Here is a 20,016-nt window from a genome sequence, read left to right as displayed (position 1 = left end):
GGTTTTTCACAGAAAAGGAGATGCCCCATGGGTTTGCGCATCAACGACACCGTCCCGAATTTCACGGCAGAAACGGATCAGGGCACCATTCAGTTCCACGACTGGATTGGCGACAGCTGGGCCATTCTGTTCTCGCACCCAAAAGATTTCACCCCTGTTTGCACCACCGAGTTTTCGGCCGTTGCGCAGCTGAATGACGAATGGGCCGCCCGCAACACCAAGGTGATCGGCGTATCGGTTGATGGTGTCGAGGACCACAAGAAGTGGAAGAAGGACATCGAGGAATACGGCAAGGCCAACCCCGGTTTTCCGATCATCGCCGATGAAGGTCTGGCTGTGTCCAAGGCTTTCGACATGCTGCCCGCCGAAGCATATCTGCCCGATGGCAGAACACCGGCTGACAGTGCCACGGTGCGTTCGGTCTTCATCATCGGCCCGGACAAGCAGTTGAAGCTGTCGATGACGTACCCGATGACCGTGGGCCGGAACTTTGCTGAAATTCTACGCGCGCTTGACGGGTTGCAGATGTCAGCCAAGGGCGTTGCGACGCCTGCCAATTGGGTGCCGGGCGAAGACGTGATCATCCCGCCAACCGTGTCGAACGAAGACGCCAAGGCCAAGTTTGGCGAGTTCGAAACGATCTTTCCCTATCTGCGCAAGACCAAGGCGCCGTCGTAAGCCGGTTGCCGGGTCAGGGGGGCTGTCTGCCCCCCATCGTGCCTGCCGGCACGATTCCCCCCGAGGATGTTTTTAGCCGGATGAAGCAGGCGGTTGTTGCAGGCCGGGTGACCACCGGCATATCCAGCGCGCGCTGTTTTTTCAGGGTTTTTCGGGGCCCCCGCACCTGAGGCGCGAGGGCAAAAAGGGGCAGGAAACCGGAGCGAAACCTGACACCCGAAGTGATCAGAAATTATAGCGAAGTCCGAAATTGACGCTGAATATATCCAGATCGTCCTCTACGTTGCCGGTCAAAGCTCCGTTGGGGGCCAGACGCTGCGACGAAACATCAAAGGCACGGGCGAAACGGGCATCAACGGTGAACGCTGTCGACGAGTTGATGTCATATGCCACACCGGCGATCACCTGGGCGGCAAAGGTGGTGTCGGTATCGTCCAGCGCCACACCCGGCCCATAAGAAAAATCCAGATCCGAATAGGTGGCACCCAGACCAAACCCGGCAAACGGTGTCAGCACTCCGGCCTGTCTGAAATCGAACAGCACATTGGCAAATAACGAGGTCTGCGTGACGTCGCCCGAGATATTGCCCTCGGGCCCCGGACCATTGCCGGTAAAGTTCACACCATCCACGTCACTGTCGCGATAAGACAGCTCCAGTTCGATCCGCGTTTCGATGATGTCGTTTGACCATTGCGGGATTTCCTTACCTATCGCGAAGCCCAGTCCGAAACCTGCGTCGAATTCGGTATCGACCGATTGCGTCGCGCCGCCGATCGTCCCGGTGAAATCGCTGTCCTGTAACTGGCTGTAGCCGATGAAGCCGTGAATATAGGTGCCGTCGCCCAGGCTCTGCGCGGCAAGCGCCGTTGCGCTGATCGTCAGAGCCGAAGAGGCGAGAATGAGGCGCGTGAACATAACCATCTCCAGTGTTCCAAAGTCCGCATGCCATGGATGTGGACAAGGCTGGCCCAAAAAGAAAGGCGCCGGGCCTTCACTTCGTTTCACAGGTTTTTAGGAATGTGTGAGTGAATAGGTACGAGGTTCTGCCACTGTTTCAGGGCACATCCCTGACCAACGGTTCTGACAGGAGTTCGTCGACAAAGAAACTGAGCAACTGCAACCTGCTGGAAACGCCCGCCTTTCGATAGACCGCAGCGCTTTGGGCCTTGATCGTCCCTTCTTTCGTCTGTCGCATTCCGGCGATTTCCGCGATGGAAAGACCCTTGATCGTCAGCATGGCAACGTCACGCTCAGCATCACTGAGCTGCCACTCGCTGAACTGAGTTTCGATGACCTGGGCAAAAGCCCCTTGCGCCACTTCCAGTTGCCGCTGCATGTCGCGCACCCGTCTGGACTGGGAACGGATCAGGGCGATCGTGGCGCTCAGGCCCCCGACAAGCGCCAGCGACAGAAACAGCTCGAACGAATGCAGGTGACGAAACCCCGCGCCGTCGCCGCCAGTCCAATCCAGCAGCGCATCCGTCATGAAAAAGGCGGCGCAGAGGGCCTGCACCACCAGAAGGAGCCAGAGTAAAGACGTTTGAGGTACTTTCATGCGGCCCCTTGGACGTTGCAGGTTCAGTCGTCATCCTCTTCGAGCTCGATGGCTGTCACCACCCCGTCCGTGTCAGACAGAACCAGTTCAGTTTCCACGCCATCCTTGATGAGTTCAACCTCGATCTTCCCACCTTCGAATTCGATCTCTTCGATCTGGTACCCCTGGGCTTCAAGGGCCGCGCGGATATCGGCTTCGCTTGTGCCCAGTTTGTCGCCCAGTCCGACATTAGCAAAAGCAAGAACCGGTGCGGTTGCGATCAATCCCGTCAGTGTCAGCAGTTTCAAGGTTTCCATATCGCATCTCCTTTTTGTGTTGTGGCGATGCGGTCGAACTGGGGATGGCAGAGGAGACCTGCGATTGGCTTTTGGTTGAAACGGGGCGAATTGAACCAAGGTTTATGCTATTTGCGGCCGTTTCCGCCCGTCAGGTTCAGGTTGCAATCAATTTGTGATAGTTTGTTTTGGGAAAACATACAGGCATGTGACCAACGATGTCGGGCTTTCTGACTGTCTTGAACAGGAGAAGACCATGGCTTTTACAGATTGGTACGTCGAGGGGGAAAGCTTCGGAAACTGCAATTGCGGCTATGCCTGCCCCTGCCAGTTCGAGGAATTGCCGACGCATGGCGATTGCCGGGGTTTCGAAGTGCTTGAAATATTCAAAGGATATTTTGGAGAAACGGATCTTAGTGGAACCAGGGCGGCATTGATCTATGCGTGGCCCGGACCAATATTCGAGGGTGGTGGTGAAATGCAGGTGATCGTCGATCCTGCGGCCTCACCGGCGCAGCGCGATGCGCTGGAAAAAGTCTTTCACGGTGAAGAAACCGAAGAGATGGCAACGCATTGGTACGTGTTCCGGGCCATGTGTGAGACGGTGCATGACACGCTTTACCTGCCGATTGAGCTTGAGATGGACATCGAAGGGCGAACGGCCAGCGTTACCGTTGGTGACGTATTAAAGTCGAACGGGCGCCCGATTCAGACCCCGCATGGCGGCGGGGAACACCGCGTACGCATCGATATTCCCGGCGGGATCGAATTCACCATTGCCGAGATCGGCAGCGCCTCGACCCGAGCCGATGCGTCGATCAAGCTGGATCTGAAAGACAGTTACGGCCAGTGGCACGTGTTGAAACATGGCCCGGGTGGTGTCACGCACTGACCTGCGGTCAGGCCGTTTTTGCGGTTTCGTTCGGATGCACCTTCCAGCCCGGAACCGCCAGATCCGCTGCAATCACTCGGACTTCAAAAGGTTTGAGGACCGGTAATACGGTTGAACCGTAACCGCATTCACCATTTGCCAGTTCCGGGAACAGTTCGAACAACTCGCTCCGGGTTGCGGGCGCCATTGCATCAAGACTTGTGTCACCGGGGTAAAAGGACTCGGACCAGATTCCTTCGACATTCACCAGCTCATGCTGATCAAAGAGGATGTGAATGTACTCCACCCCTTGTGCAGGCGTTTCCTGAACGATGGTCTTTCCATTGATCAGCCCTTTTGCAGGCGCCAACATCGTTGTTTCGCAATGCATCAGTTCCATCATGGCTGAGGTCACGGCAATCCGGTGCTGTGGTGAGATGACGAGATCGCGGGATGGGCCGTTCGGCCCGAAACAGCCCGCTTTGATCCGCACAGGGGATAGGTGAGGGTTTCGCTGCAACTCGGACGCGGACAAGCGGCGCTTGCCGATCCAGCGTACCGGACGGGTATGGCCGTCGGCGGTGACAACCGGGTCGCCGGGCTCCAGCGCCTCAACCCGGCGCAGTCCCGTCGGGGTCTGGATCAGCGATCCAAAGGTAAAACACACGAAAGAAGGCAAAGTGTGATACGCGGATGACGGCGCGGTTCCGGCAAAGCCGGTATCTGAAATCGTGTCATTCAGTTCGGCCTGACCGGAAGTGACGATTATGTAACGCGGGTTGGAAAACTGGATCAGGATAAACGTGACAGGCGCGCCATCGACTGTGCCCGTATAATTCTCGAAAGTACTGAAATTTTGGGTCGAGCCGGAAAAGCCGGGAAGAGACTCAAGATCAAGTTGCGAACTGCCGTCCGGGTCAGGATCTTGCAGCAGGGCGTCATTATCCGTGACTTCGACCGAATACGCAGCAGTAATATCAACACTGCGGTTGCTGAACGGGTCTGCGCTGATTTCGTAAACAGTAATCGATGCCACGGTTGAACAGCTTCCCTGAAAACGGCAAAATACCCCTTAAGGTTGAGCTAATACACGCAATAAGTGTTAATAATTGGTTTACCAAAATTGCGACGCAGTTCCCCTTCCTGCTGCCCCGCAAACAAAAAAGGCCCCGGATGAAACCGGGGCCTTCTGCTGTCTGTCAGAGGGGCAGATTACTCTGCGCTTTCCTCTTTCTTTTCTTTCTTCTCGGGAACGATCTCTTCGCCGGTTTCCTGATCGACCACTTTCATCGACAGGCGAACCTTGCCGCGATCGTCAAAACCCAGAAGCTTGACCTTCACTTCCTGACCTTCTTTCAGAACATCCGACGGATGGTTCAGACGGCGGTTTTCGATCTGCGACACGTGGACCAGACCGTCGCGCTTACCGAAGAAGTTCACGAAGGCCCCGAAATCGACGATTTTTACAACTTTACCAGTGTAGATCTGACCTTCTTCAGGTTCTGCCACGATCGAATAGATCATGTCATAGGCCTTCTGGATCGATTCACCATCCGGCGAGGCGATCTTGATGACGCCATCGTCGTTGATGTCCACCTTGGCTCCCGAAACCTCAACGATCTCACGGATGACCTTGCCACCGGAACCGATCACTTCACGGATCTTGTCGGTCGGAATGTTCATGGTCTCGATGCGCGGGGCGTGGACCGAGAAATCGTTGGTCTCGGACAGGGCTTTGCCCATCTCGCCCAGGATGTGCAACCGGCCGTCCTTGGCCTGCGCCAGGGCTTTCTCCATGATTTCGGGCGTGATGCCCGCAACCTTGATGTCCATCTGCAGCGAGGTGATGCCGTTTTCGGTACCGGCAACCTTGAAGTCCATGTCGCCCAGGTGGTCTTCGTCACCCAGAATGTCGGACAGGATGGCATAGTCGCCGTCATCTTCCAGGATCAGACCCATGGCCACACCGGCAACCGGCGCTTTCAGCGGAACACCCGCATCCATCATCGACAGCGAACCGCCGCAGACAGACGCCATCGAGCTGGAGCCGTTGGATTCTGTGATCTCCGACACGATACGGATCGTGTAGGGGAAGTCGGTCGCCGCAGGCAGAACCGCCTGCAGGGCGCGCCATGCCAGCTTGCCGTGGCCAATCTCACGGCGGCCGGGGCCACCAACGCGGCCAACTTCACCTACCGAATACGGAGGGAAGTTGTAGTGCAGCAGGAAGTTCGATTTGAAGTTGCCATGCAGCGCGTCGATGAACTGTTCGTCGTCACCGGTGCCCAGCGTGGTTACGGCCAGCGCCTGCGTTTCACCACGGGTGAACAAGGCTGAACCATGGGTCCGTGGCAGCATCGAGGTTTCTGCAACGATCGAGCGGATATCGGTGGTCGAGCGACCATCGATCCGCTTGCCGCCTTTGACGACGTCGCCGCGCAGAATACCTGCTTCGAGCTTTTTCATCGCGGAACCGAGGTTGCCGTCTTCCAGCTGTTCCTCGGTCAGCGCTTCCTTGATCGCTTCACGGGCAGCGGCAACAGCAGCGGTGCGCTCCTGCTTGTCGGTGATCGCGAAGGCGGCGCGCATCTGTTCTTCACCGGCGGCCTTAACGGCAGCATACAGCTCCGAGTAATCCGGTGCCTGGAAATCGAACGGCTCTTTCGCGGCTTCTTCGGCGAGGCTGATGATCAGGTCGATCACCGGCTGAATCTGTTCATGCGCAAAGTTCACCGCGCCTAGCATTTCCGCCTCAGAGAGCTCGTACGCTTCCGATTCCACCATCATTACGGCGTCTTTGGTCCCGGCAACTACCAGATCCAGACGCTGTTCAGGGTTCAGGCGCAGGTCCTGCATGTCATCGACGGTCGGGTTCAGAACGTATTCACCGTCTTCGAAACCAACACGGGCACCGGCGATCGGGCCCATGAACGGCGCGCCGGAGATGGTCAGAGCAGCCGAAGCGGCGATCATCGCGACGATGTCGGGATCGTTGACCAGATCGTGGCTCAGCACGGTGCACATCACCAGAACTTCGTTTTTGAAGCCGTCAACGAACAGCGGGCGGATCGGACGGTCGATCAAACGCGCAGTCAGCGTCTCTTTCTCGGTCGGGCGCGCCTCGCGCTTGAAGAAGCCACCCGGTACTTTACCGGCGGCATAGTATTTCTCTTGGTAGTGGACGGTCAGCGGGAAAAAGTCCTGACCGGGTTTTTGCGCCCGCGCAAAGGTCACGTTTGCCATGACGCTGGTTTCGCCCAGCGTGGCAATCACGCTGCCGTCAGCCTGACGGGCAACCTTGCCGGTTTCCAGTGTCAGCGTCTCTTCGCCCCACTGCATTGATTTCTTCGTTACATCAAACATATGCGTATCCTAGAAGGGAGCACTCCCGCCCCTGCGGGTCTCCCGTTTGCATGGCGGCCCCATTGCCGCCGACCCCAATTTATCTTCCATTCGAGTGCCGGGGTCAGGGCACAACGTCTCAGATACCGCGCGCATACATGAGAATGCGTTGAAAGGAAAGAGGAACTGGATGGGATGGCCGAATCACGCTGAGACAGACAACGGCTCTCTCTAAGTGTTCAGTTTTCAGATCGCGAGCAAAAGCTGTGAGCGGCGATGCAATGTGTTTCTTCGCAGGCGACGACCTAGAGATCTGTGGGTCGATTACATCGCTAACATCGGTAAAATCGAATGCATTTTGTAAAAATATGAAGGCAGTATAAGCTTTTACCACAAGCCCGCGGACGAAATGACGGAAACGCGCCAAGGGGGTTAATAATCCCATACCCGTCCGCCAACCGAAAACCTTGGCGTTTGCAGCTAGCGAACAGAAGGGCAATCGAATGGCACAAACAAAAAAGATGCTGGATCCGGATCCCCGGATTTACGACTTCGAAACGGAATATGAACTGGGGCAGGATAACGTCCGACCGTTTGGCTTGGACATTCACAACCCGGTCTTTCTGATCTCAAGTATCATGATCTTTGCGTTCGTCCTGATCGCATTAGCCAACCAAGAGGCCGCGGCTTCGTTCTTCGGCTGGCTCCGACCCTGGCTGACCAGCACGTTTGATTGGTTTCTGGTCCTTTCGGTTGATGCAATCACCCTGTTTTGTCTTGTTCTCATCATCCTGCCGGTCGGCAGTGTGCGGATCGGTGGCAAAGACGCCAAGCCAGATTATTCCTATGCGGGATGGATCGCGATGATGTTTGCTGCTGGAATAGGTATCGGTCTGCTGTTCTTTGGCGTGATGGAGCCGGTCTATTACAATTTTGCCGAAGACGGGAACGCAAGCCCGCTGGGCATTGATATCGCGGTGCCGGGAAATGAATATGCCGGTGTCGTCGGAACCATTCATCATTGGGGTCTGGAAGGCTGGGCGGTTTACGCCGCGGTCGGCCTGAGCCTGGCGATCTTCAGTTACAACCTGAACCTGCCGCTGACCTTGCGCTCGGCCTTCTATCCGATCCTTGGCGAACGGGTCTGGGGGTGGTGGGGCCACATCATCGATACGTTGGCGGTCTTTGCCACGTTGTTCGGGTTGACCACATCACTTGGTCTGGGTGCTCAGCAAGTTGCCGCTGGTCTTTACGAGGTCTTCGGCATCGAACCCAGCCCCACTGTCGTTGTCTTGCTGATCATCGGGATCACGTTGATTGCGCTGGGCTCGGTTCTACTGGGCATGGATGCGGGCGTCAAACGGCTGAGTGAGATCAATATGGTCATGGCCGTCGGACTATTCCTCTTCGTAATCGCCGTAACTGGCATTGGCACGGCCATCGCACGATATTTCAACGTGATGACCGACTACGTGCTGCACTTACCTGCCTTGTCGAACCCGTTCGGACGAGAAGACACCAGCTATTTCCATGGTTGGACGACCTTCTACTGGGCATGGTGGATCGCATGGTCACCCTTTGTGGGCATGTTCATTGCCCGGATCTCGAAGGGTCGTACTGTTCGCGAGTTCATAATCTGCGCGTTGCTGGCGCCGACAGCCGTCTGTGCCCTGTGGATGTCAACCTTCGGCGGCGCCGCCATCGACATGTTGAACGCGGGCGGAGCGGAAGGTGTTCGCGCGACAGTGATTGACAGCTACGCCCCAGAAGGTGCGTTGTTCGGTTTCCTGAAAGAACTGCCGCTTTACGGCATCGTTGCCCCGATTGCCCTTGTCCTGATCGTAATCTTCTTTGTCACCTCATCCGATTCAGGGTCGTTGGTGATCGACACGATCACTGCTGGCGGCAAGATGGACGCGCCCGTGGTTCAGCGCGTGTTCTGGTGCACATTGGAAGGTCTGGTCGCCATCGCATTGCTGTTGGGGGGTGGTCTTTCAGCGCTGCAAGGCGCAGCGGTTTCAACCGGCATCCCCTTTACGCTGGTGGTTTTAACAATGTGCTACTGTTTGTGGCTGGCGCTGAAATCAGAAAAAGCGAAAATGTAGAGCCGTACACATTTCCAAGAATGAAACGCCCACCGATTGGTGGGCGTCTTCGGTTTTGTGGAACTGCACAAGGCATAATGACTTAGATGATGTTTTGACTGAGTTCATGCGCGCACCAGTATCAACAAAAACTGCGTTGGGCGGGGTATGCGTTTGGTGCCAGATGCCGAAATCCCGGGCTTCAGGATATTGCTGAAGGGGGGAAACGTCCAACTATGCACTGAACAGGGAACTTGCCCGTTTTTCTGAGTGTTCTCGGGCGCTGCTATTGCGTTGACATTGAATTCTCAGAATAGGACGTTCACACGAAGAAAACTGCTTTCGACCACCCTCCGGAGGAATAAGTGTCAATTGTTGATGTCCTGGCCGCGCGCCTGATCGAAGATGTCAAATTCAACGACCTGTCAGGAAGCTTCCTGATGCTTGGGCGGCAGGACTGGATAGGTGCGCGTCGGTCGTCATCCGCCGCATTGTTTCGGGAAACCTTGCAGAAGTACCTGCCCGGAGTGAGCGAAGCTGACCTTTGCAACCCGGATGATGGGTACTCGGAAACCTTCTTTCGTAAACTTGGGTTTTCGGAAGTGGACTCTCTGGATTTCTCGGGTTTCGAAGGGGCGAGCATCGTTCAGGATCTCGCGGGGGATTTGCCTGAAAATCTGGTTGGTCGGTTTGACGTTATCTATGACGGTGGAACCTGCGAGCACGTGTTCGACTTGCCGACCGCCTACCGGAACATTGATAAGATGCTGAAGCCCGGGGGGGTGTTTATCGCACACTCGCCATCGAACAATTGGATCAATCACGGCTTCTATCAGATTTGCCCAGAGATAGTGTACGGCTTTTGGGTAAACGCCATGAACTATGAGGCTCTGAAATGCGTGTGGCAGCCGTTAAGGCCATACGCCGCGCGTGATGTGGTGAAAATGACGGATCCCAACAAGACAAAGAAACGTCCGCGCCCGCTGGGAACCTTTGGTCCGGGATTGCCTGTTCTTTTGGATTTTGTGGTTCGAAAACCTGTTGCCGACACCAAGACGAGTGCAAATGTGTCGCAAAGTGACTATGCCACACGTTGGGAAAACACGCGGAAGGCGTAAGGCCCGGTGTCGCAACAGACATTCTCTGACCGTCGGGGAATGTCCAACTGCTCTAGTAAGTTAAGGGGGATGTGTCGCTTTCGACGGATCCAACAGAAAACGCCCGCCGGGTGGCGGGCGTCGAACCGGAAAACCCGGTTTAAAGTCTTCTGAAAAAGCTTAGCGGCGGATGCCCAGCTTTTTGATCAGATCCTGGTAACGCGCTTCTTCCTTGCCTTTCAGGTAATCCAGCAGCTTACGGCGCTGGGCAACCATCTTCAGCAGACCGCGACGACCGTGGTTGTCTTTTTTGTGGGTCTTGAAGTGCTCGGTCAGGGTGGTGATGCGCGAGGTCAGGATGGCAACCTGGACTTCAGGCGAGCCGGTGTCGCCGTCCTTGGTTGCGAATTCTTTCATGACGCGTGCTTTTTCTTCAGCAGTAATCGACATCGGGGTCTCCTTTGAAAGGTTAGAGTTGATGGCGCAGGCCGGGATGTCGTCCAGCACAGGCCCATGGAGAAAACCGCACCGATTCCGATGCGGATGGGCGCGTATAGGCGCATTTTCACCAAATGGCAAAGGGAAACTGCGGGCTCAGACCATCTGTCCGTACTGGGCCAGTTGCGCTTCGGTGATCAACTGAATGTCGGCCACCGTCATACCTTCGGCCCCGTATACCTGCGCCACTTCCTGACCGTTGATCATCACCCGGGTCAGATTGGCGTTTTCAGCGTCAGGTTCCACCTCAATTTCCGGGTCGGCCTCATCCTCCCAGGTTACGAGCAGCTTGTCCTCACCGGGTTGGAAGCCCATGACGGTCACGTCTTCGTCACCCGGGCTCAGCACGATGTCATCAGCGCCCTGCCCACCGGTCACCACATCCCCGCCGCCTGCCACAATGGTATCGTCACCAGCGCCGCCATTCAGGAAATCCTTTTCGGCTGCGCCGTCTTCGATACCGAGGACAAAGTCGTCGCCGTCGCCCCCAAAGATCGTATCCTCACCTGCGCCACCGTTCAGGGCATCGTCTCCAAACCTGCCCTGCAATGCGTCGTCATCTGCCCCGCCTGTCAGAGTATCGTCGCCCTGACCGCCATAAAGTTCGTCTTCGCCTTCGCCGCCATCCAGGGTGTCGTCCCCGAAATGGCCGAACAGGGCGTCGTCCCCCTGATTGCCGAACAGAAAGTCGTCATCAGCCTCTCCGTGCAGAACATCATCACCCTGACCGCCCGAAATCGTATCCGTACCGTCGCCCCCGTGCAGAACGTCGTCGCCCTTGCCGCCGTCGATGGTGTCATCACCGCCAAACCCGTTGACCTGATCGACACCGTCCTGTCCGGTGATCTGGTCCGGGCCATCGCTGCCGGCAATTACGAGGTCTCCTTCGAATTCAGAGATTACGGTGCCAGTGGACGGGGTTTCGATATCGGGATTCACCGGGTCTTCGACGTTTTCGCCAATCTCAAGAAACTCTCCGGTATTGGGTTCAGTTTCTGCGTCATCATTGGGGTCGTCCTCTGATACGTCCTCGTCTTCGATCAGCATGTCGCTCATCGCGTATGCAGCACCGCCGATGGCGGCGAGTCCGATCAATCCGGCCAGAAACATGACACCCCTCCGATCGCAGAATGCTCCGAGGGTGAACATCCCATGCAATCGGCAATCGGATCAAAGTCAAGTTATTGAAATGGTTAATACTTTATTGCCATTGCTCTGGCTGTTGGCTGTAGGCGATATAGAGCGGGTGCTTGGGGTGGCCGTCTTTGGTCAAACCCAGATGGAACAGCGGCTGGCTGGTCCGGCGCAGCAGGGTCTCCACCGCCGGGCCCCGGTTCAGATGCGCACCATGGGTGCCCCAGGCAGCGATGACCTGATCGGCCCACCGAACACCTTCCAGAATGGCGGCGTCATTTTCCGGGCCTACCGGATCGGCAGCAGCGCGCATCTTGCGCGGATCGGTGTCGCGCCAGGCAAAGATGTTGGTTACCTGAAACGCGCCAAACCCCAGCGCTCGGGCACGGCGTTCGCAGCGTTCCACTGTCGGATCGTTCTGCACTTCGGTCGCGGTAGACGGGTTCAACATGACAAACAGCGCCTTGCGCCCTGCCGGGTCCCAAACACGCGTCAGGCTATAGCGGTACTTCTCGCAGTCGGAATAGATGGCGGTCGAGGGCGCATCGCCCTTGGTGTGCGTTCGGGTGATCATGCCTTTCGCCTAACACGTGATTCAGGCGGCGAACACCCGGCTGGGATGCAATTCGCCTGATTTATAAACCCCTACGGCAACGGCCTTGCCATCCAGTGAGGCCCATGCCTCGTCTCCGTATTCAACATCTGAGGCCAACACCATGCCCGGGTTACCATTGCGTAGACGGGTCGCGCCTTCGGGGGTGCATTTGAGCTCGGGCAGGTCCGACAGACCGGTTTCCAACGGGTGCAGATATTCGTCCAGCGCGGTGGTCTTTGCCATCTCGTCGATCTGTTCGATGCTCAGCCCGTCTTCGGCCTCGAACGGTCCGGACCAGATTCGGCGAAGTTCCCGGACGTGGCCATGACATCCTAGGGCTTCACCCAGATCGCGGGCGATCGAGCGGACATAACCGCCCTTGCCGCAGGTCATCTCCAGCACCACGTGATCTGCGTCGGGGCGATCGACAAGGATCAGTTCCTCGACCCAAAGGGGCCGGGCGGTCAGTTCCACATCTTCGCCATCGCGGGCCAGTTTATAGGCGCGCTGGCCGTCGATTTTCACGGCGGAAAACTTGGGCGGGACCTGCATGATGTCGCCCAGAAACGGGGTCAACGCCTGCTTGATGTCTTCATCTGACGGGCGGGCATCGCTTTCGGCAATCACTTCGCCCTCGGCATCGTCAGTGTTGGTGGCCTGACCCAGACGGACAGTGAAGGTGTAAGCCTTCAAAGCATCAGTGATGTAAGGAACGGTCTTGGTCGCCTCACCCAGGGCCACGGCCAGAACGCCGGTGGCCTCGGGGTCCAGCGTACCCGCATGGCCTGCCTTCTTGGCGTCCATGGCCCAGCGCACCTTGTTGACCACGGCGGTCGAAGTCATGCCCGCGGGCTTATCCACCACCAGCCAGCCGGAAATGTCCCGACCCTTGCGTTTGCTTCCCATTTAGCACCTTCAATCTTGCTGAGGCGCGCGACCTAGCGGATCGCCATCGCCCTGTCAATTTCAAGGTGCGTCTTCGACCACACCCACGATAGGCCCCAGCGAAAACCCGACATCGGACCGATTGTTCGCGCGGTCATACATGCGAGATATATTGCCATCGAAGAACAGCGCATTCGGAGTTTCCAGCACGTCCCGGAACAGACGGCCGAATTCGTGGAACGTGACGTAATCTTCGGAAATCGCAAACACCACACGGGTGCCATCGGCGCTGGTGCCCACTCCGTTGCGCACATAGAGCGAGGTCGAATCGGGCAGGAACCGGGGATGCAACTCGCCATTGATCACCAGCATCGGGCCGGATTGGCTGGCGTACCGGCAGTCGGGGGCATGATCGAGGAAATCCAGCGTCTCGTACACATCAGCACGGCCCTCGCGGATGCAGAAAACGCCGTTGGGCAGCAAGCCAAAATTGCCGGGGCCGGGGTTGGAGATCACCCGCATGACCTCTTTGCCGTTCTCGACATAATGGCCGACGGGCGACCGGTCATCGTGATACATGCCCGCGTTCATGGCAAAGGCCAGACGCTCACCACCGGGGGCCAGCGCCTCGTTCACCGACGAGAAATGCCCCAGAAGATCCCCATTCTCATCGTTGAGAAACAGGCGCAGGTCTTCGGTTTCCGCGTCGACTTCGCAGACGGTATAGCGTTTGTCATCATGGGTCAGCTTTTCGCAAGTAACCGCAGAGGCTTGCACGGCCCAGACAACCGCGCCCAATGTGACAAGTACCCGGATCACTCGTCCAGATCGCGGCGCACCGCGTCCTGTTCGAACATGCGGCGGGTGTCGTCCAGACGGTCGAACGTGTCATCAAGCCGGAACCGCAGATCGGGCGAGAATTTCAGGCCGACCTTCTTGCCAACCATGCGCCGAAGTTCACTTTTGTTGCGGGCGAGCAGTTCGATCACATCCTCCTGCCCCTTGCCGCCCAAGGGCAGCACATAGGCGGTGGCGATCTTCAGATCGGGCGAGGTGCGCACCTCGCCTACGGTGATCGACATACGGTTTAGTTCGGTGTCGTGGACATCTCCGCGCGCCAGAACTTCGGACAGGGTGCGGCGGATCAGTTCGCCGACACGCAGCTGTCGTTGGGACGGGCCGGGGCCATCATGGAATTTGTTCTTTGCCATAAACCCCGATCTAAGCGCAAACCGGGGCTTTGCCAAGCGGGCGCGAACGGGGTAGGAGGCTTTGAGCAGTTTGCAGCAAGGGAATACCGCCATGACCCATATTCCGGGGATCGTCATCACAGGGGCTTCGGGCCGTATGGGGCAGATGCTGATCAACACCGTAAACGACAGTGATCAGGCGCGTCTGGTCGGCGTGATCGAGCGCAAAGGGCATGACTGGGTCGGTCAGGATGTGGGCGAAGCCATGGGTGGCCAGGCGCTGGGCGTCAAAGTTACCGATGACCCGCTGGAAGCCTTCGCGCAGGCACAGGCGGTGATCGACTTCACCGCACCCGAGGCGACGCTGGAGTTTGCTGCTCTGGCGGCGCAGGCCCGGTGTGTACATGTAATCGGCACAACAGGTATGACCGACGAACAGATCGCGGCGCTGGAACCTGCCTCGCGCCACGCCGCGATCATACGGGCAGGGAACATGAGCCTCGGCGTCAACCTGCTGGTGCAACTGACCAAGAAAGTCGCGGCTGCACTGGATGAGGATTTTGATATCGAAATCATCGAAGGGCACCATCATCACAAGGTGGATGCACCATCCGGCACCGCTCTGATGTTGGGCGAGGCCGCTGCCGAGGGACGTGGCGTCAAACTGTCGGAGGTGTCCGACCGGGGTCGCGACGGCATTACTGGCGCTCGCAAACGTGGCGACATCGGCTTTCACGCCATTCGCGGCGGCGACATCGTGGGCGAGCATGACGTGTTGTTCGCCGCCCCCGGTGAACGCATCGTTCTGCGCCATCTGGCCACCGACCGCGCTATCTTTGCCCGCGGCGCGCTGAAAGCGGCTCTGTGGGGACAGGGCAAGGCACCCGGCCAATATGACATGGTCGATGTATTGGGGCTTTAGGCGCTAAGTTCAATTTTGCGCAGTCGCAACAACAAAGAATGCTGCAATTCAAATGGCTGCCGCCAGTCGGTTAAAGACTCATGACCAGCGGATGACGCGGGCCGCGAAAGCGACTGCATGCAGGAAAGTCTTGGGACAGGACCGTATCAGTGACATTGCCAGCAGTACCTAAAAACATTCTCGGGCATAATGAAAAAGCAATAGTAGCGAAACGGGACCTCCCATGAACAAAGAAATTAGGGTTGCGGCTTGAAGGTTGTCATACATCAAGGGTTTCACAAAACAGGAACCAGAACCCTGCAAACTATGTTGTTCAGGAACCGCTCCCGGCTTAAGAGCCGAGTGAACTTTCTTGTCCCCCGTGACCTGAAAGAAGCGGGGTTTGCCGCCCGGCGCTATTCCATTTTGCAAGAAGACAGGGTCCTTGCGAGATTCCGCAAAAGATTTCGTCAAGCTCTTGCTCCTTTCGAAGGTCAAACAGACACGCCTCTTCTTGTCAGCAGCGAGGAGTTTGCCGGCCTGATACCGGGGCGAAACAACGTGTGGTCATATTCGCAGACGCACGTTTTGGCTGATGCTGTGCTAGACGAAATTGACAGGTTCGCGAACGGCAATGCGCGTACCACATTCTTGTTCACGACGAGAAACCGCGCTGACTGGATCAGAAGCGTTTATTGGCAAAACATCCGCTCGAACAGAATCCGAGAGGACCTTTCGGAGTATGCTGATCTTTTGCAGCAGGGTACAGACCTTGAAGGTGTGGTAAGCCGCGTCAAAAACGCCGTGTCTTCGAGGGCTGACGTCCTGTCTTTAAACGTTTCGGAGCTCAACGATCGATTATTTCCTGTGGCAAAGGCGCTATCGATGCTGAACGTAAGGTCTGATGATCTGACGCCTGTCAGTAATCTGAATGTTCAGCCGGTTGGAGTCGCAGAGTACTTTCTGGAGTTGAACCGCTCACCCATGACCGATGAAGAAGTGATGGCGGCAAAACGAGCCCATTTGGACAGTTTGCGGACCTCTTAACAGTGCGCTTCTGCTCATCTCGTGCAAACTGTCTTGATGCTTCGGGGTCGGATTATGCCGCCACGTCGCGCGCCCTAATTCTAAAATCGGCATTATAATCGACATCATGTCGCAGCCTGCCATTACAGGCAATGACATCGATGGCAACCGGCGGGGGTTGATCCTGAGTGAAACCACGCACGGCGTAACCGCTCTCACGGTGAATTGCGCCGGTTTTCGCCGGTTCGATCCCATTTGAGTCTCTCTTGCGCACGTATAAAGTGACGCAGAGGTTTGCGGCAAAGATCGTGGGAACTTGAAATGCGTTACCCTAAGGCGGTGCGCTTGGTCAAAGATCGCGGATCTTGTCGGCACGCAGGGGGCAGGCGAGGTAGACGCCGAACTCCTGCCCGATATCGGCGCTGACACGCGCGTGAACTGCGCCCTGACGGTCAAGGAAACGCTGGTTGTCCTCAACCGGGAAAATGCCCTCATGCCAGATGCCGGGATGAATATAGAGGCCACGCGAGCCATCACACCAGAACGCCACCACTTTTTCGGGCGTGAGGTTGTCGCCAGGCAGGGCAGCTGGGATGATGAAGGGTTTGTTGTCGAGCGGCCAGAACATCTGCCCCCCGTCCGGGTGGTAGTTCATATGCCACAGCAACACCTGATCCCGCGGGGCCGTTTGCCGGTCGGTTTGCGCCTGCTGGGGGTCGGCTGACCAACCTAGCACGTAATGGCCTTTGACCGCCTCGTTCTCACCGTAAAGCACGTCACCCTGCCAGTCGCATTTGAACGTGCCTTCAACCCAGCCGCCTTCGTCACCCGTGCCTTCGTCAACCGGCCGCCAGCCCTGCTGCGGCCAGCGTACGATCTCGATTTCAAAGGTTTCGGGGTCGTCGGCCAAACAGCCGTAACCCTTGACCGATGTGTCCGTCGCACGGATCAGGGGAACCTCGTGCCACGGCAGCGAGCGTTTCGAACTGGCCTCGAAGATGTACTCGGGTGCAGTCATGATGCACCCAGATGCCTGTCGACCATGCGCTGAACCATCGGTGCGAAATGGGCGAAGTCCGGTGTCTCCATATCCGCGCGTTTGCCGGCCTCATCCAGATACCGGACCTGAACGATCTCTTTCAGGTTTGGATTGGATTCGAACGCGGCGACTTCCTCAGCGCTCATCGGGCCGCCTTGCAGCTCCAAGGTATGGACCGAGGCGGCGGAGAGGCGGTTGAAATATTCGGGCTTGGTGGCGCAGAGATACCGTTTGGCGGCCACGTGATATCGACAGCAATCGGTGATGACCGAGGGGAAGAACTGTTCCAGAACTTCCGCACCTGCATCCTCATGGTGGCGGTCTTCGGTATCATCGGGGTGGTAGGTCCCGAACTCGGATGTGAAATGGCCGATATCATGCAACAGAGCGCCGACGATGATTTCCTCAGGCTGACCGTTCTGTTCGGCGATGGTGGCGCCTTGCAGCATGTGCTGGGCCATGGTGACGGGTTCACCAAGATATTCCTCACCGCCGCGGCGGTGGAAAATATCCCCGATGAAGGCGACGATATTGTCTCGGTTCAGGGTCGAGAAATCGGGTTTCATTCCGCTGCCTCCGGCTGCGTCATCTCTATCGCCGCCAAAGTCGACAGCAACCCGTCCTTGTCGGCATAGCACCCTTGCAACCAACGCGAACCTGCACCGGAATAGCCCAGTCGTGCGTGCAGAACACGGGTGTTGTCGACGATGAAGCTTTCGCCCGGCTCCAGTTTGAACGACACGCCCATGGCCGGATCGTCGATGATCTCGCCCAGTTGACGATAAGCGGCGTAATAGGCCTCCATCCCGTCGAACGGGACGTCCACGAAGGGCGCGGATGAGCGGTTGTTGAACCGGATGCCGACCAGTTCTCCATCCGGCGACAATTCGATCATCGGACGGCGAGATCGCAGGCAGACACCGTCTGATCCCTTGTATTCGAAGCGGGCGGGGTAGCCTGCCAGCAGGGCAAAGCCCTCGGGGTTCTGCGCACGCAGCTTTTCGGCAGCGCGGAAGCCGTCGACAACGATCGAGTCGCCCCCTTCGGCGCTGTTTTCCAGACAGTAAAGGATTTGCAGCGTCGGTACAGGGTCGCGATAGGGGTTGTCGGTGTGGGCCTGCAAGCCAAGCCCGGTATAGGCGAGGTTGGTCGGGTTCACTTCCGTCCGAACCTCGAAATAAGGGCCATAGTTGGTTTCGCGGACGTAGCCGAACAGGTCGGCCACTTTTAGAAGCGACTCTGGTTCGGTTGGCCCGCCCGTCAGCTTGGCAAAGCCGTAACTCGCCACAGACGCCAGCCAGTTGCGTTTGGCCGCAGGGCGGGCATGAACCTCGTTCCAATCGCCAGAGGGTGCGGTGATCCCGCCTTCCCAGGTGATGATGCCGGGGGCAGTGCGGCCCAGCGTATCATCACGTTCGCAATCATACTTGTGTTCTGCCAGCCATTCGGCCGGGAAGGTAACGGTTTTGTCCTCGGGCTGGAACGTGACCTGAAGGTCGCCCGCGACAACTTCGGCGGAACTGACCGAGATGTCAGCAGGGATATCGCCGACGGTGATCAGTCGCTGGCCGTTGCCCGGGGCGCGGGTTTCCGGATCCAGCGCGTTGTCGCGCAACCAGATGGCGTGAAAGCGGGCTTGCGTTCCCGTGTCGAACACGACGGTGACGACCGAGGTGTCATGAGTGGCGGTGCGCAGCATTGGGGCCTCCTGTTCGGCGCGAACTTTGGTTGAGCAGATACGCCGTTCGTGGCATTACGACAATTAATCCTTATTTCGGCTGAGGCTTGGAAAATCTAATGGCTAAGAAAAAGATCGGACTACCGCCACTGGACTGGTTGCGCGTTTTCGAGGCCGCCGGGCGTCTTGGTGGGTTCTCGGCAGCGGCCAAGGAATTTGGGCTGACGCAGGCCGCTGTCAGCCAGCGGATCGGTAATCTGGAAGCCTGGCTGGGCCGATCCTTGTTTGTGCGCGAGGCGCGGGGCGTGTCACTGACGGTCGAAGGTGAAAGTTATCTGCCCTTGGTGCAGGACAGCCTTCGTGCGCTGGAGCGCAATACCGAGGACCTGTTTGGCAAATCCCCGCGCGAGCTGCGCGTGGCCGGGTTGTCGTCGAGCATCCACGCATTGGTTCTTCCGGCGCTGACCAGGTTTCAGGAGGTGCAGCCCAAGGTTCGGGTAATGACCGACTCGGTCGCACGCCGGTCGTCTTTGGACGAAGAACGAACCTGGCTGCAAATCCGATATGGTCGGGGCTTGTGGGCCGGGCGCGATTCAGGCTTGATCGCGCATGAGGTCCTTGCTCCCCTTGCGGCACCGGGTGTTGACTGGGGCGCCCCACTGATTGATCTGCGCGGAGAACGCCCCGGTTGGAGAGAGTGGAGCCAGAAGAACGGCCAGCAGGACCTGCCGCCTTCAAAAATCAGCTTCGATTCGATGGAACATGCGATTTCGGCAGCGCGGCGCGGCATGGGAGTGGTTCTGGGATCGGTTCCGTTAGCCTCTGCCGATCTGCAGGAGGGACGGTTGCGCCGACTGGATCTACCCGAATTGCACACCAGAGACGGGTACTGGCTGACGTGGCCTGAAGGCCGGGCGAAGTCCAAGAAACAACGTGCCCTGATCGAAGATTTCCTGAAGGCGCTGCGTGGTTGACCGTTTAGAAGTCGATGGCGATGCCCTTCTTTTCCCAATCACCGTAACGGGCTGGGTCCGGTCCGTCTCGACCACCCAGCTCTTTCGGCAATTCCTGGGCTTGGGCTGTGGCTTTGCGGCGGCGTTCTTCCGCTTCGGCCAGGGCGCGCTGGGCGGCGGGGGGCAAGTCTTTGCGGTCGTCACTCATGACATCG

23 protein-coding genes are annotated in these 20,016 nt (G+C 57.6%); 8 read left to right on the top strand and 15 right to left on the bottom strand.

What is annotated here, in order from left to right:
• The first annotated feature begins 27 nt into the window (after nucleotides 1-27).
• Nucleotides 28-678 carry a peroxiredoxin gene (locus tag AC2FLP_RS13695; RefSeq protein WP_117871788.1) on the top strand — a complete coding sequence of 217 codons (651 nt, stop codon included), beginning with the start codon at nucleotides 28-30 and terminating at the stop codon, nucleotides 676-678.
• A gap of 225 nt (nucleotides 679-903) precedes the next feature.
• Here AC2FLP_RS13695 and AC2FLP_RS13690 read toward each other — a convergent pair whose 3' ends face one another.
• The 3 genes from AC2FLP_RS13690 to AC2FLP_RS13680 all read right to left on the bottom strand — a co-directional run bounded on the left by AC2FLP_RS13690 (nucleotide 904) and on the right by AC2FLP_RS13680 (nucleotide 2,529).
• Nucleotides 904-1,593, bottom strand: a complete 690-nt coding sequence (locus tag AC2FLP_RS13690; protein WP_299899516.1) for an outer membrane protein — start codon at nucleotides 1,591-1,593, stop codon at nucleotides 904-906.
• Nucleotides 1,594-1,732: 139 nt separating this feature from the next.
• Complete coding sequence (locus AC2FLP_RS13685) at nucleotides 1,733-2,233, bottom strand: helix-turn-helix transcriptional regulator (RefSeq protein WP_299899514.1); 501 nt, start codon at nucleotides 2,231-2,233, stop codon at nucleotides 1,733-1,735.
• Between the two features lie 23 nt (nucleotides 2,234-2,256).
• Nucleotides 2,257-2,529: a PepSY domain-containing protein gene (locus tag AC2FLP_RS13680; RefSeq protein ID WP_117871794.1), complete on the bottom strand. Its 273-nt coding sequence runs from the start codon at nucleotides 2,527-2,529 to the stop codon at nucleotides 2,257-2,259.
• 235 nt (nucleotides 2,530-2,764) lie between these two features.
• On the opposite strand from AC2FLP_RS13680, the gene AC2FLP_RS13675 reads away from it, so the two are divergent.
• Nucleotides 2,765-3,400: a DUF1326 domain-containing protein gene (locus AC2FLP_RS13675; RefSeq protein ID WP_496684217.1), complete on the top strand. Its 636-nt coding sequence runs from the start codon at nucleotides 2,765-2,767 to the stop codon at nucleotides 3,398-3,400.
• A 7-nt stretch (nucleotides 3,401-3,407) separates the two neighbouring features.
• Here AC2FLP_RS13675 and AC2FLP_RS13670 read toward each other — a convergent pair whose 3' ends face one another.
• On the bottom strand, nucleotides 3,408-4,415 hold the full coding sequence (locus tag AC2FLP_RS13670) for a Hint domain-containing protein (RefSeq protein ID WP_496684214.1): 1,008 nt from the start codon (nucleotides 4,413-4,415) through the stop codon (nucleotides 3,408-3,410).
• A gap of 176 nt (nucleotides 4,416-4,591) precedes the next feature.
• Nucleotides 4,592-6,742 carry a polyribonucleotide nucleotidyltransferase gene (pnp, locus tag AC2FLP_RS13665; protein ID WP_117871800.1) on the bottom strand — a complete coding sequence of 717 codons (2,151 nt, stop codon included), beginning with the start codon at nucleotides 6,740-6,742 and terminating at the stop codon, nucleotides 4,592-4,594.
• A 482-nt stretch (nucleotides 6,743-7,224) separates the two neighbouring features.
• On the opposite strand from pnp, the gene AC2FLP_RS13660 reads away from it, so the two are divergent.
• Both AC2FLP_RS13660 and AC2FLP_RS13655 read left to right on the top strand, forming a co-directional pair.
• Nucleotides 7,225-8,826: a BCCT family transporter gene (locus AC2FLP_RS13660; protein ID WP_117871802.1), complete on the top strand. Its 1,602-nt coding sequence runs from the start codon at nucleotides 7,225-7,227 to the stop codon at nucleotides 8,824-8,826.
• Between the two features lie 344 nt (nucleotides 8,827-9,170).
• Complete coding sequence (locus tag AC2FLP_RS13655) at nucleotides 9,171-9,923, top strand: class I SAM-dependent methyltransferase (protein WP_117871804.1); 753 nt, start codon at nucleotides 9,171-9,173, stop codon at nucleotides 9,921-9,923.
• A 159-nt stretch (nucleotides 9,924-10,082) separates the two neighbouring features.
• Here the strand turns inward: AC2FLP_RS13655 and rpsO are convergent, their stop codons facing one another.
• The 6 genes from rpsO to rbfA form a co-directional block, all read right to left on the bottom strand.
• Nucleotides 10,083-10,352 carry a 30S ribosomal protein S15 gene (gene rpsO, locus AC2FLP_RS13650; protein ID WP_117871806.1) on the bottom strand — a complete coding sequence of 90 codons (270 nt, stop codon included), beginning with the start codon at nucleotides 10,350-10,352 and terminating at the stop codon, nucleotides 10,083-10,085.
• A 144-nt stretch (nucleotides 10,353-10,496) separates the two neighbouring features.
• Nucleotides 10,497-11,510, bottom strand: coding sequence for a calcium-binding protein (locus AC2FLP_RS13645; protein WP_496684200.1), 1,014 nt, complete (start codon nucleotides 11,508-11,510; stop codon nucleotides 10,497-10,499).
• Nucleotides 11,511-11,601: 91 nt separating this feature from the next.
• The gene (locus AC2FLP_RS13640) at nucleotides 11,602-12,108 is read right to left on the bottom strand and encodes a DUF1643 domain-containing protein (protein ID WP_117871811.1); all 507 of its coding nucleotides are present in this window, start codon (nucleotides 12,106-12,108) and stop codon (nucleotides 11,602-11,604) included.
• Between the two features lie 21 nt (nucleotides 12,109-12,129).
• Nucleotides 12,130-13,035, bottom strand: coding sequence for a tRNA pseudouridine(55) synthase TruB (gene truB / locus AC2FLP_RS13635; RefSeq protein WP_496684197.1), 906 nt, complete (start codon nucleotides 13,033-13,035; stop codon nucleotides 12,130-12,132).
• Nucleotides 13,036-13,095: 60 nt separating this feature from the next.
• The gene (locus tag AC2FLP_RS13630; protein WP_299899501.1) at nucleotides 13,096-13,833 is read right to left on the bottom strand and encodes a phosphodiester glycosidase family protein; all 738 of its coding nucleotides are present in this window, start codon (nucleotides 13,831-13,833) and stop codon (nucleotides 13,096-13,098) included.
• Nucleotides 13,830-14,225, bottom strand: a complete 396-nt coding sequence (rbfA, locus tag AC2FLP_RS13625) for a 30S ribosome-binding factor RbfA (protein ID WP_117871818.1) — start codon at nucleotides 14,223-14,225, stop codon at nucleotides 13,830-13,832. Before rbfA ends, AC2FLP_RS13630 begins: the two co-directional genes overlap by 4 nt.
• A 91-nt stretch (nucleotides 14,226-14,316) precedes the next feature.
• Between rbfA and dapB the strand changes: the two genes are divergently transcribed.
• The 3 genes from dapB to AC2FLP_RS13610 all read left to right on the top strand — a co-directional run bounded on the left by dapB (nucleotide 14,317) and on the right by AC2FLP_RS13610 (nucleotide 16,390).
• On the top strand, nucleotides 14,317-15,126 hold the full coding sequence (dapB, locus tag AC2FLP_RS13620; RefSeq protein ID WP_299899498.1) for a 4-hydroxy-tetrahydrodipicolinate reductase: 810 nt from the start codon (nucleotides 14,317-14,319) through the stop codon (nucleotides 15,124-15,126).
• A gap of 342 nt (nucleotides 15,127-15,468) precedes the next feature.
• Complete coding sequence (locus tag AC2FLP_RS13615; RefSeq protein ID WP_299899496.1) at nucleotides 15,469-16,152, top strand: hypothetical protein; 684 nt, start codon at nucleotides 15,469-15,471, stop codon at nucleotides 16,150-16,152.
• Nucleotides 16,153-16,258: 106 nt separating this feature from the next.
• Complete coding sequence (locus tag AC2FLP_RS13610; protein WP_299899494.1) at nucleotides 16,259-16,390, top strand: hypothetical protein; 132 nt, start codon at nucleotides 16,259-16,261, stop codon at nucleotides 16,388-16,390.
• Nucleotides 16,391-16,480: 90 nt separating this feature from the next.
• Here the strand turns inward: AC2FLP_RS13610 and AC2FLP_RS13605 are convergent, their stop codons facing one another.
• From AC2FLP_RS13605 to tmpA, 3 genes are read right to left on the bottom strand one after another with little or no spacing between them, the layout of a single operon-like run.
• Complete coding sequence (locus AC2FLP_RS13605; protein ID WP_496684192.1) at nucleotides 16,481-17,149, bottom strand: ureidoglycolate lyase; 669 nt, start codon at nucleotides 17,147-17,149, stop codon at nucleotides 16,481-16,483.
• The gene (gene tmpB / locus AC2FLP_RS13600) at nucleotides 17,146-17,736 is read right to left on the bottom strand and encodes a (R)-1-hydroxy-2-trimethylaminoethylphosphonate oxygenase (protein WP_299899491.1); all 591 of its coding nucleotides are present in this window, start codon (nucleotides 17,734-17,736) and stop codon (nucleotides 17,146-17,148) included. Before tmpB ends, AC2FLP_RS13605 begins: the two co-directional genes overlap by 4 nt.
• A complete protein-coding gene (gene tmpA / locus AC2FLP_RS13595) occupies nucleotides 17,733-18,869 on the bottom strand; it encodes a 2-trimethylaminoethylphosphonate dioxygenase (protein WP_496684189.1) in 1,137 nt (378 codons plus the stop codon). Before tmpA ends, tmpB begins: the two co-directional genes overlap by 4 nt.
• 98 nt (nucleotides 18,870-18,967) lie before the next feature.
• On the opposite strand from tmpA, the gene AC2FLP_RS13590 reads away from it, so the two are divergent.
• Nucleotides 18,968-19,822: a LysR family transcriptional regulator gene (locus AC2FLP_RS13590; protein ID WP_299899487.1), complete on the top strand. Its 855-nt coding sequence runs from the start codon at nucleotides 18,968-18,970 to the stop codon at nucleotides 19,820-19,822.
• Nucleotides 19,823-19,826: 4 nt separating this feature from the next.
• Here AC2FLP_RS13590 and AC2FLP_RS13585 read toward each other — a convergent pair whose 3' ends face one another.
• Nucleotides 19,827-20,009, bottom strand: a complete 183-nt coding sequence (locus tag AC2FLP_RS13585) for a DUF1674 domain-containing protein (protein WP_117871831.1) — start codon at nucleotides 20,007-20,009, stop codon at nucleotides 19,827-19,829.
• Nucleotides 20,010-20,016 lie beyond the last annotated feature (7 nt).

The sequence above is a fragment of the Ruegeria sp. CDSA141 genome, from assembly GCF_059612005.1.
The sequence above is the reverse complement of the archived record's forward strand: the minus strand, read 5'-3'. Positions and strand labels throughout refer to the sequence as shown.

Coding starts and splice junctions, on each gene's coding strand:
- AC2FLP_RS13695 (WP_117871788.1), top strand. CDS start 28: ATGGGTTTGCGCATCAACGACACCGTCCCGAATTTCACGGCAGAAACG.
- AC2FLP_RS13690 (WP_299899516.1), bottom strand. CDS start 1,593: ATGTTCACGCGCCTCATTCTCGCCTCTTCGGCTCTGACGATCAGCGCA.
- AC2FLP_RS13685 (WP_299899514.1), bottom strand. CDS start 2,233: ATGAAAGTACCTCAAACGTCTTTACTCTGGCTCCTTCTGGTGGTGCAG.
- AC2FLP_RS13680 (WP_117871794.1), bottom strand. CDS start 2,529: ATGGAAACCTTGAAACTGCTGACACTGACGGGATTGATCGCAACCGCA.
- AC2FLP_RS13675 (WP_496684217.1), top strand. CDS start 2,765: ATGGCTTTTACAGATTGGTACGTCGAGGGGGAAAGCTTCGGAAACTGC.
- pnp (WP_117871800.1), bottom strand. CDS start 6,742: ATGTTTGATGTAACGAAGAAATCAATGCAGTGGGGCGAAGAGACGCTG.
- AC2FLP_RS13660 (WP_117871802.1), top strand. CDS start 7,225: ATGGCACAAACAAAAAAGATGCTGGATCCGGATCCCCGGATTTACGAC.
- rpsO (WP_117871806.1), bottom strand. CDS start 10,352: ATGTCGATTACTGCTGAAGAAAAAGCACGCGTCATGAAAGAATTCGCA.
- AC2FLP_RS13645 (WP_496684200.1), bottom strand. CDS start 11,510: ATGTTTCTGGCCGGATTGATCGGACTCGCCGCCATCGGCGGTGCTGCA.
- AC2FLP_RS13640 (WP_117871811.1), bottom strand. CDS start 12,108: ATGATCACCCGAACGCACACCAAGGGCGATGCGCCCTCGACCGCCATC.
- truB (WP_496684197.1), bottom strand. CDS start 13,035: ATGGGAAGCAAACGCAAGGGTCGGGACATTTCCGGCTGGCTGGTGGTG.
- rbfA (WP_117871818.1), bottom strand. CDS start 14,225: ATGGCAAAGAACAAATTCCATGATGGCCCCGGCCCGTCCCAACGACAG.
- dapB (WP_299899498.1), top strand. CDS start 14,317: ATGACCCATATTCCGGGGATCGTCATCACAGGGGCTTCGGGCCGTATG.
- AC2FLP_RS13610 (WP_299899494.1), top strand. CDS start 16,259: ATGTCGCAGCCTGCCATTACAGGCAATGACATCGATGGCAACCGGCGG.
- AC2FLP_RS13605 (WP_496684192.1), bottom strand. CDS start 17,149: ATGACTGCACCCGAGTACATCTTCGAGGCCAGTTCGAAACGCTCGCTG.
- tmpB (WP_299899491.1), bottom strand. CDS start 17,736: ATGAAACCCGATTTCTCGACCCTGAACCGAGACAATATCGTCGCCTTC.
- tmpA (WP_496684189.1), bottom strand. CDS start 18,869: ATGCTGCGCACCGCCACTCATGACACCTCGGTCGTCACCGTCGTGTTC.
- AC2FLP_RS13590 (WP_299899487.1), top strand. CDS start 18,968: ATGGCTAAGAAAAAGATCGGACTACCGCCACTGGACTGGTTGCGCGTT.
- AC2FLP_RS13585 (WP_117871831.1), bottom strand. CDS start 20,009: ATGAGTGACGACCGCAAAGACTTGCCCCCCGCCGCCCAGCGCGCCCTG.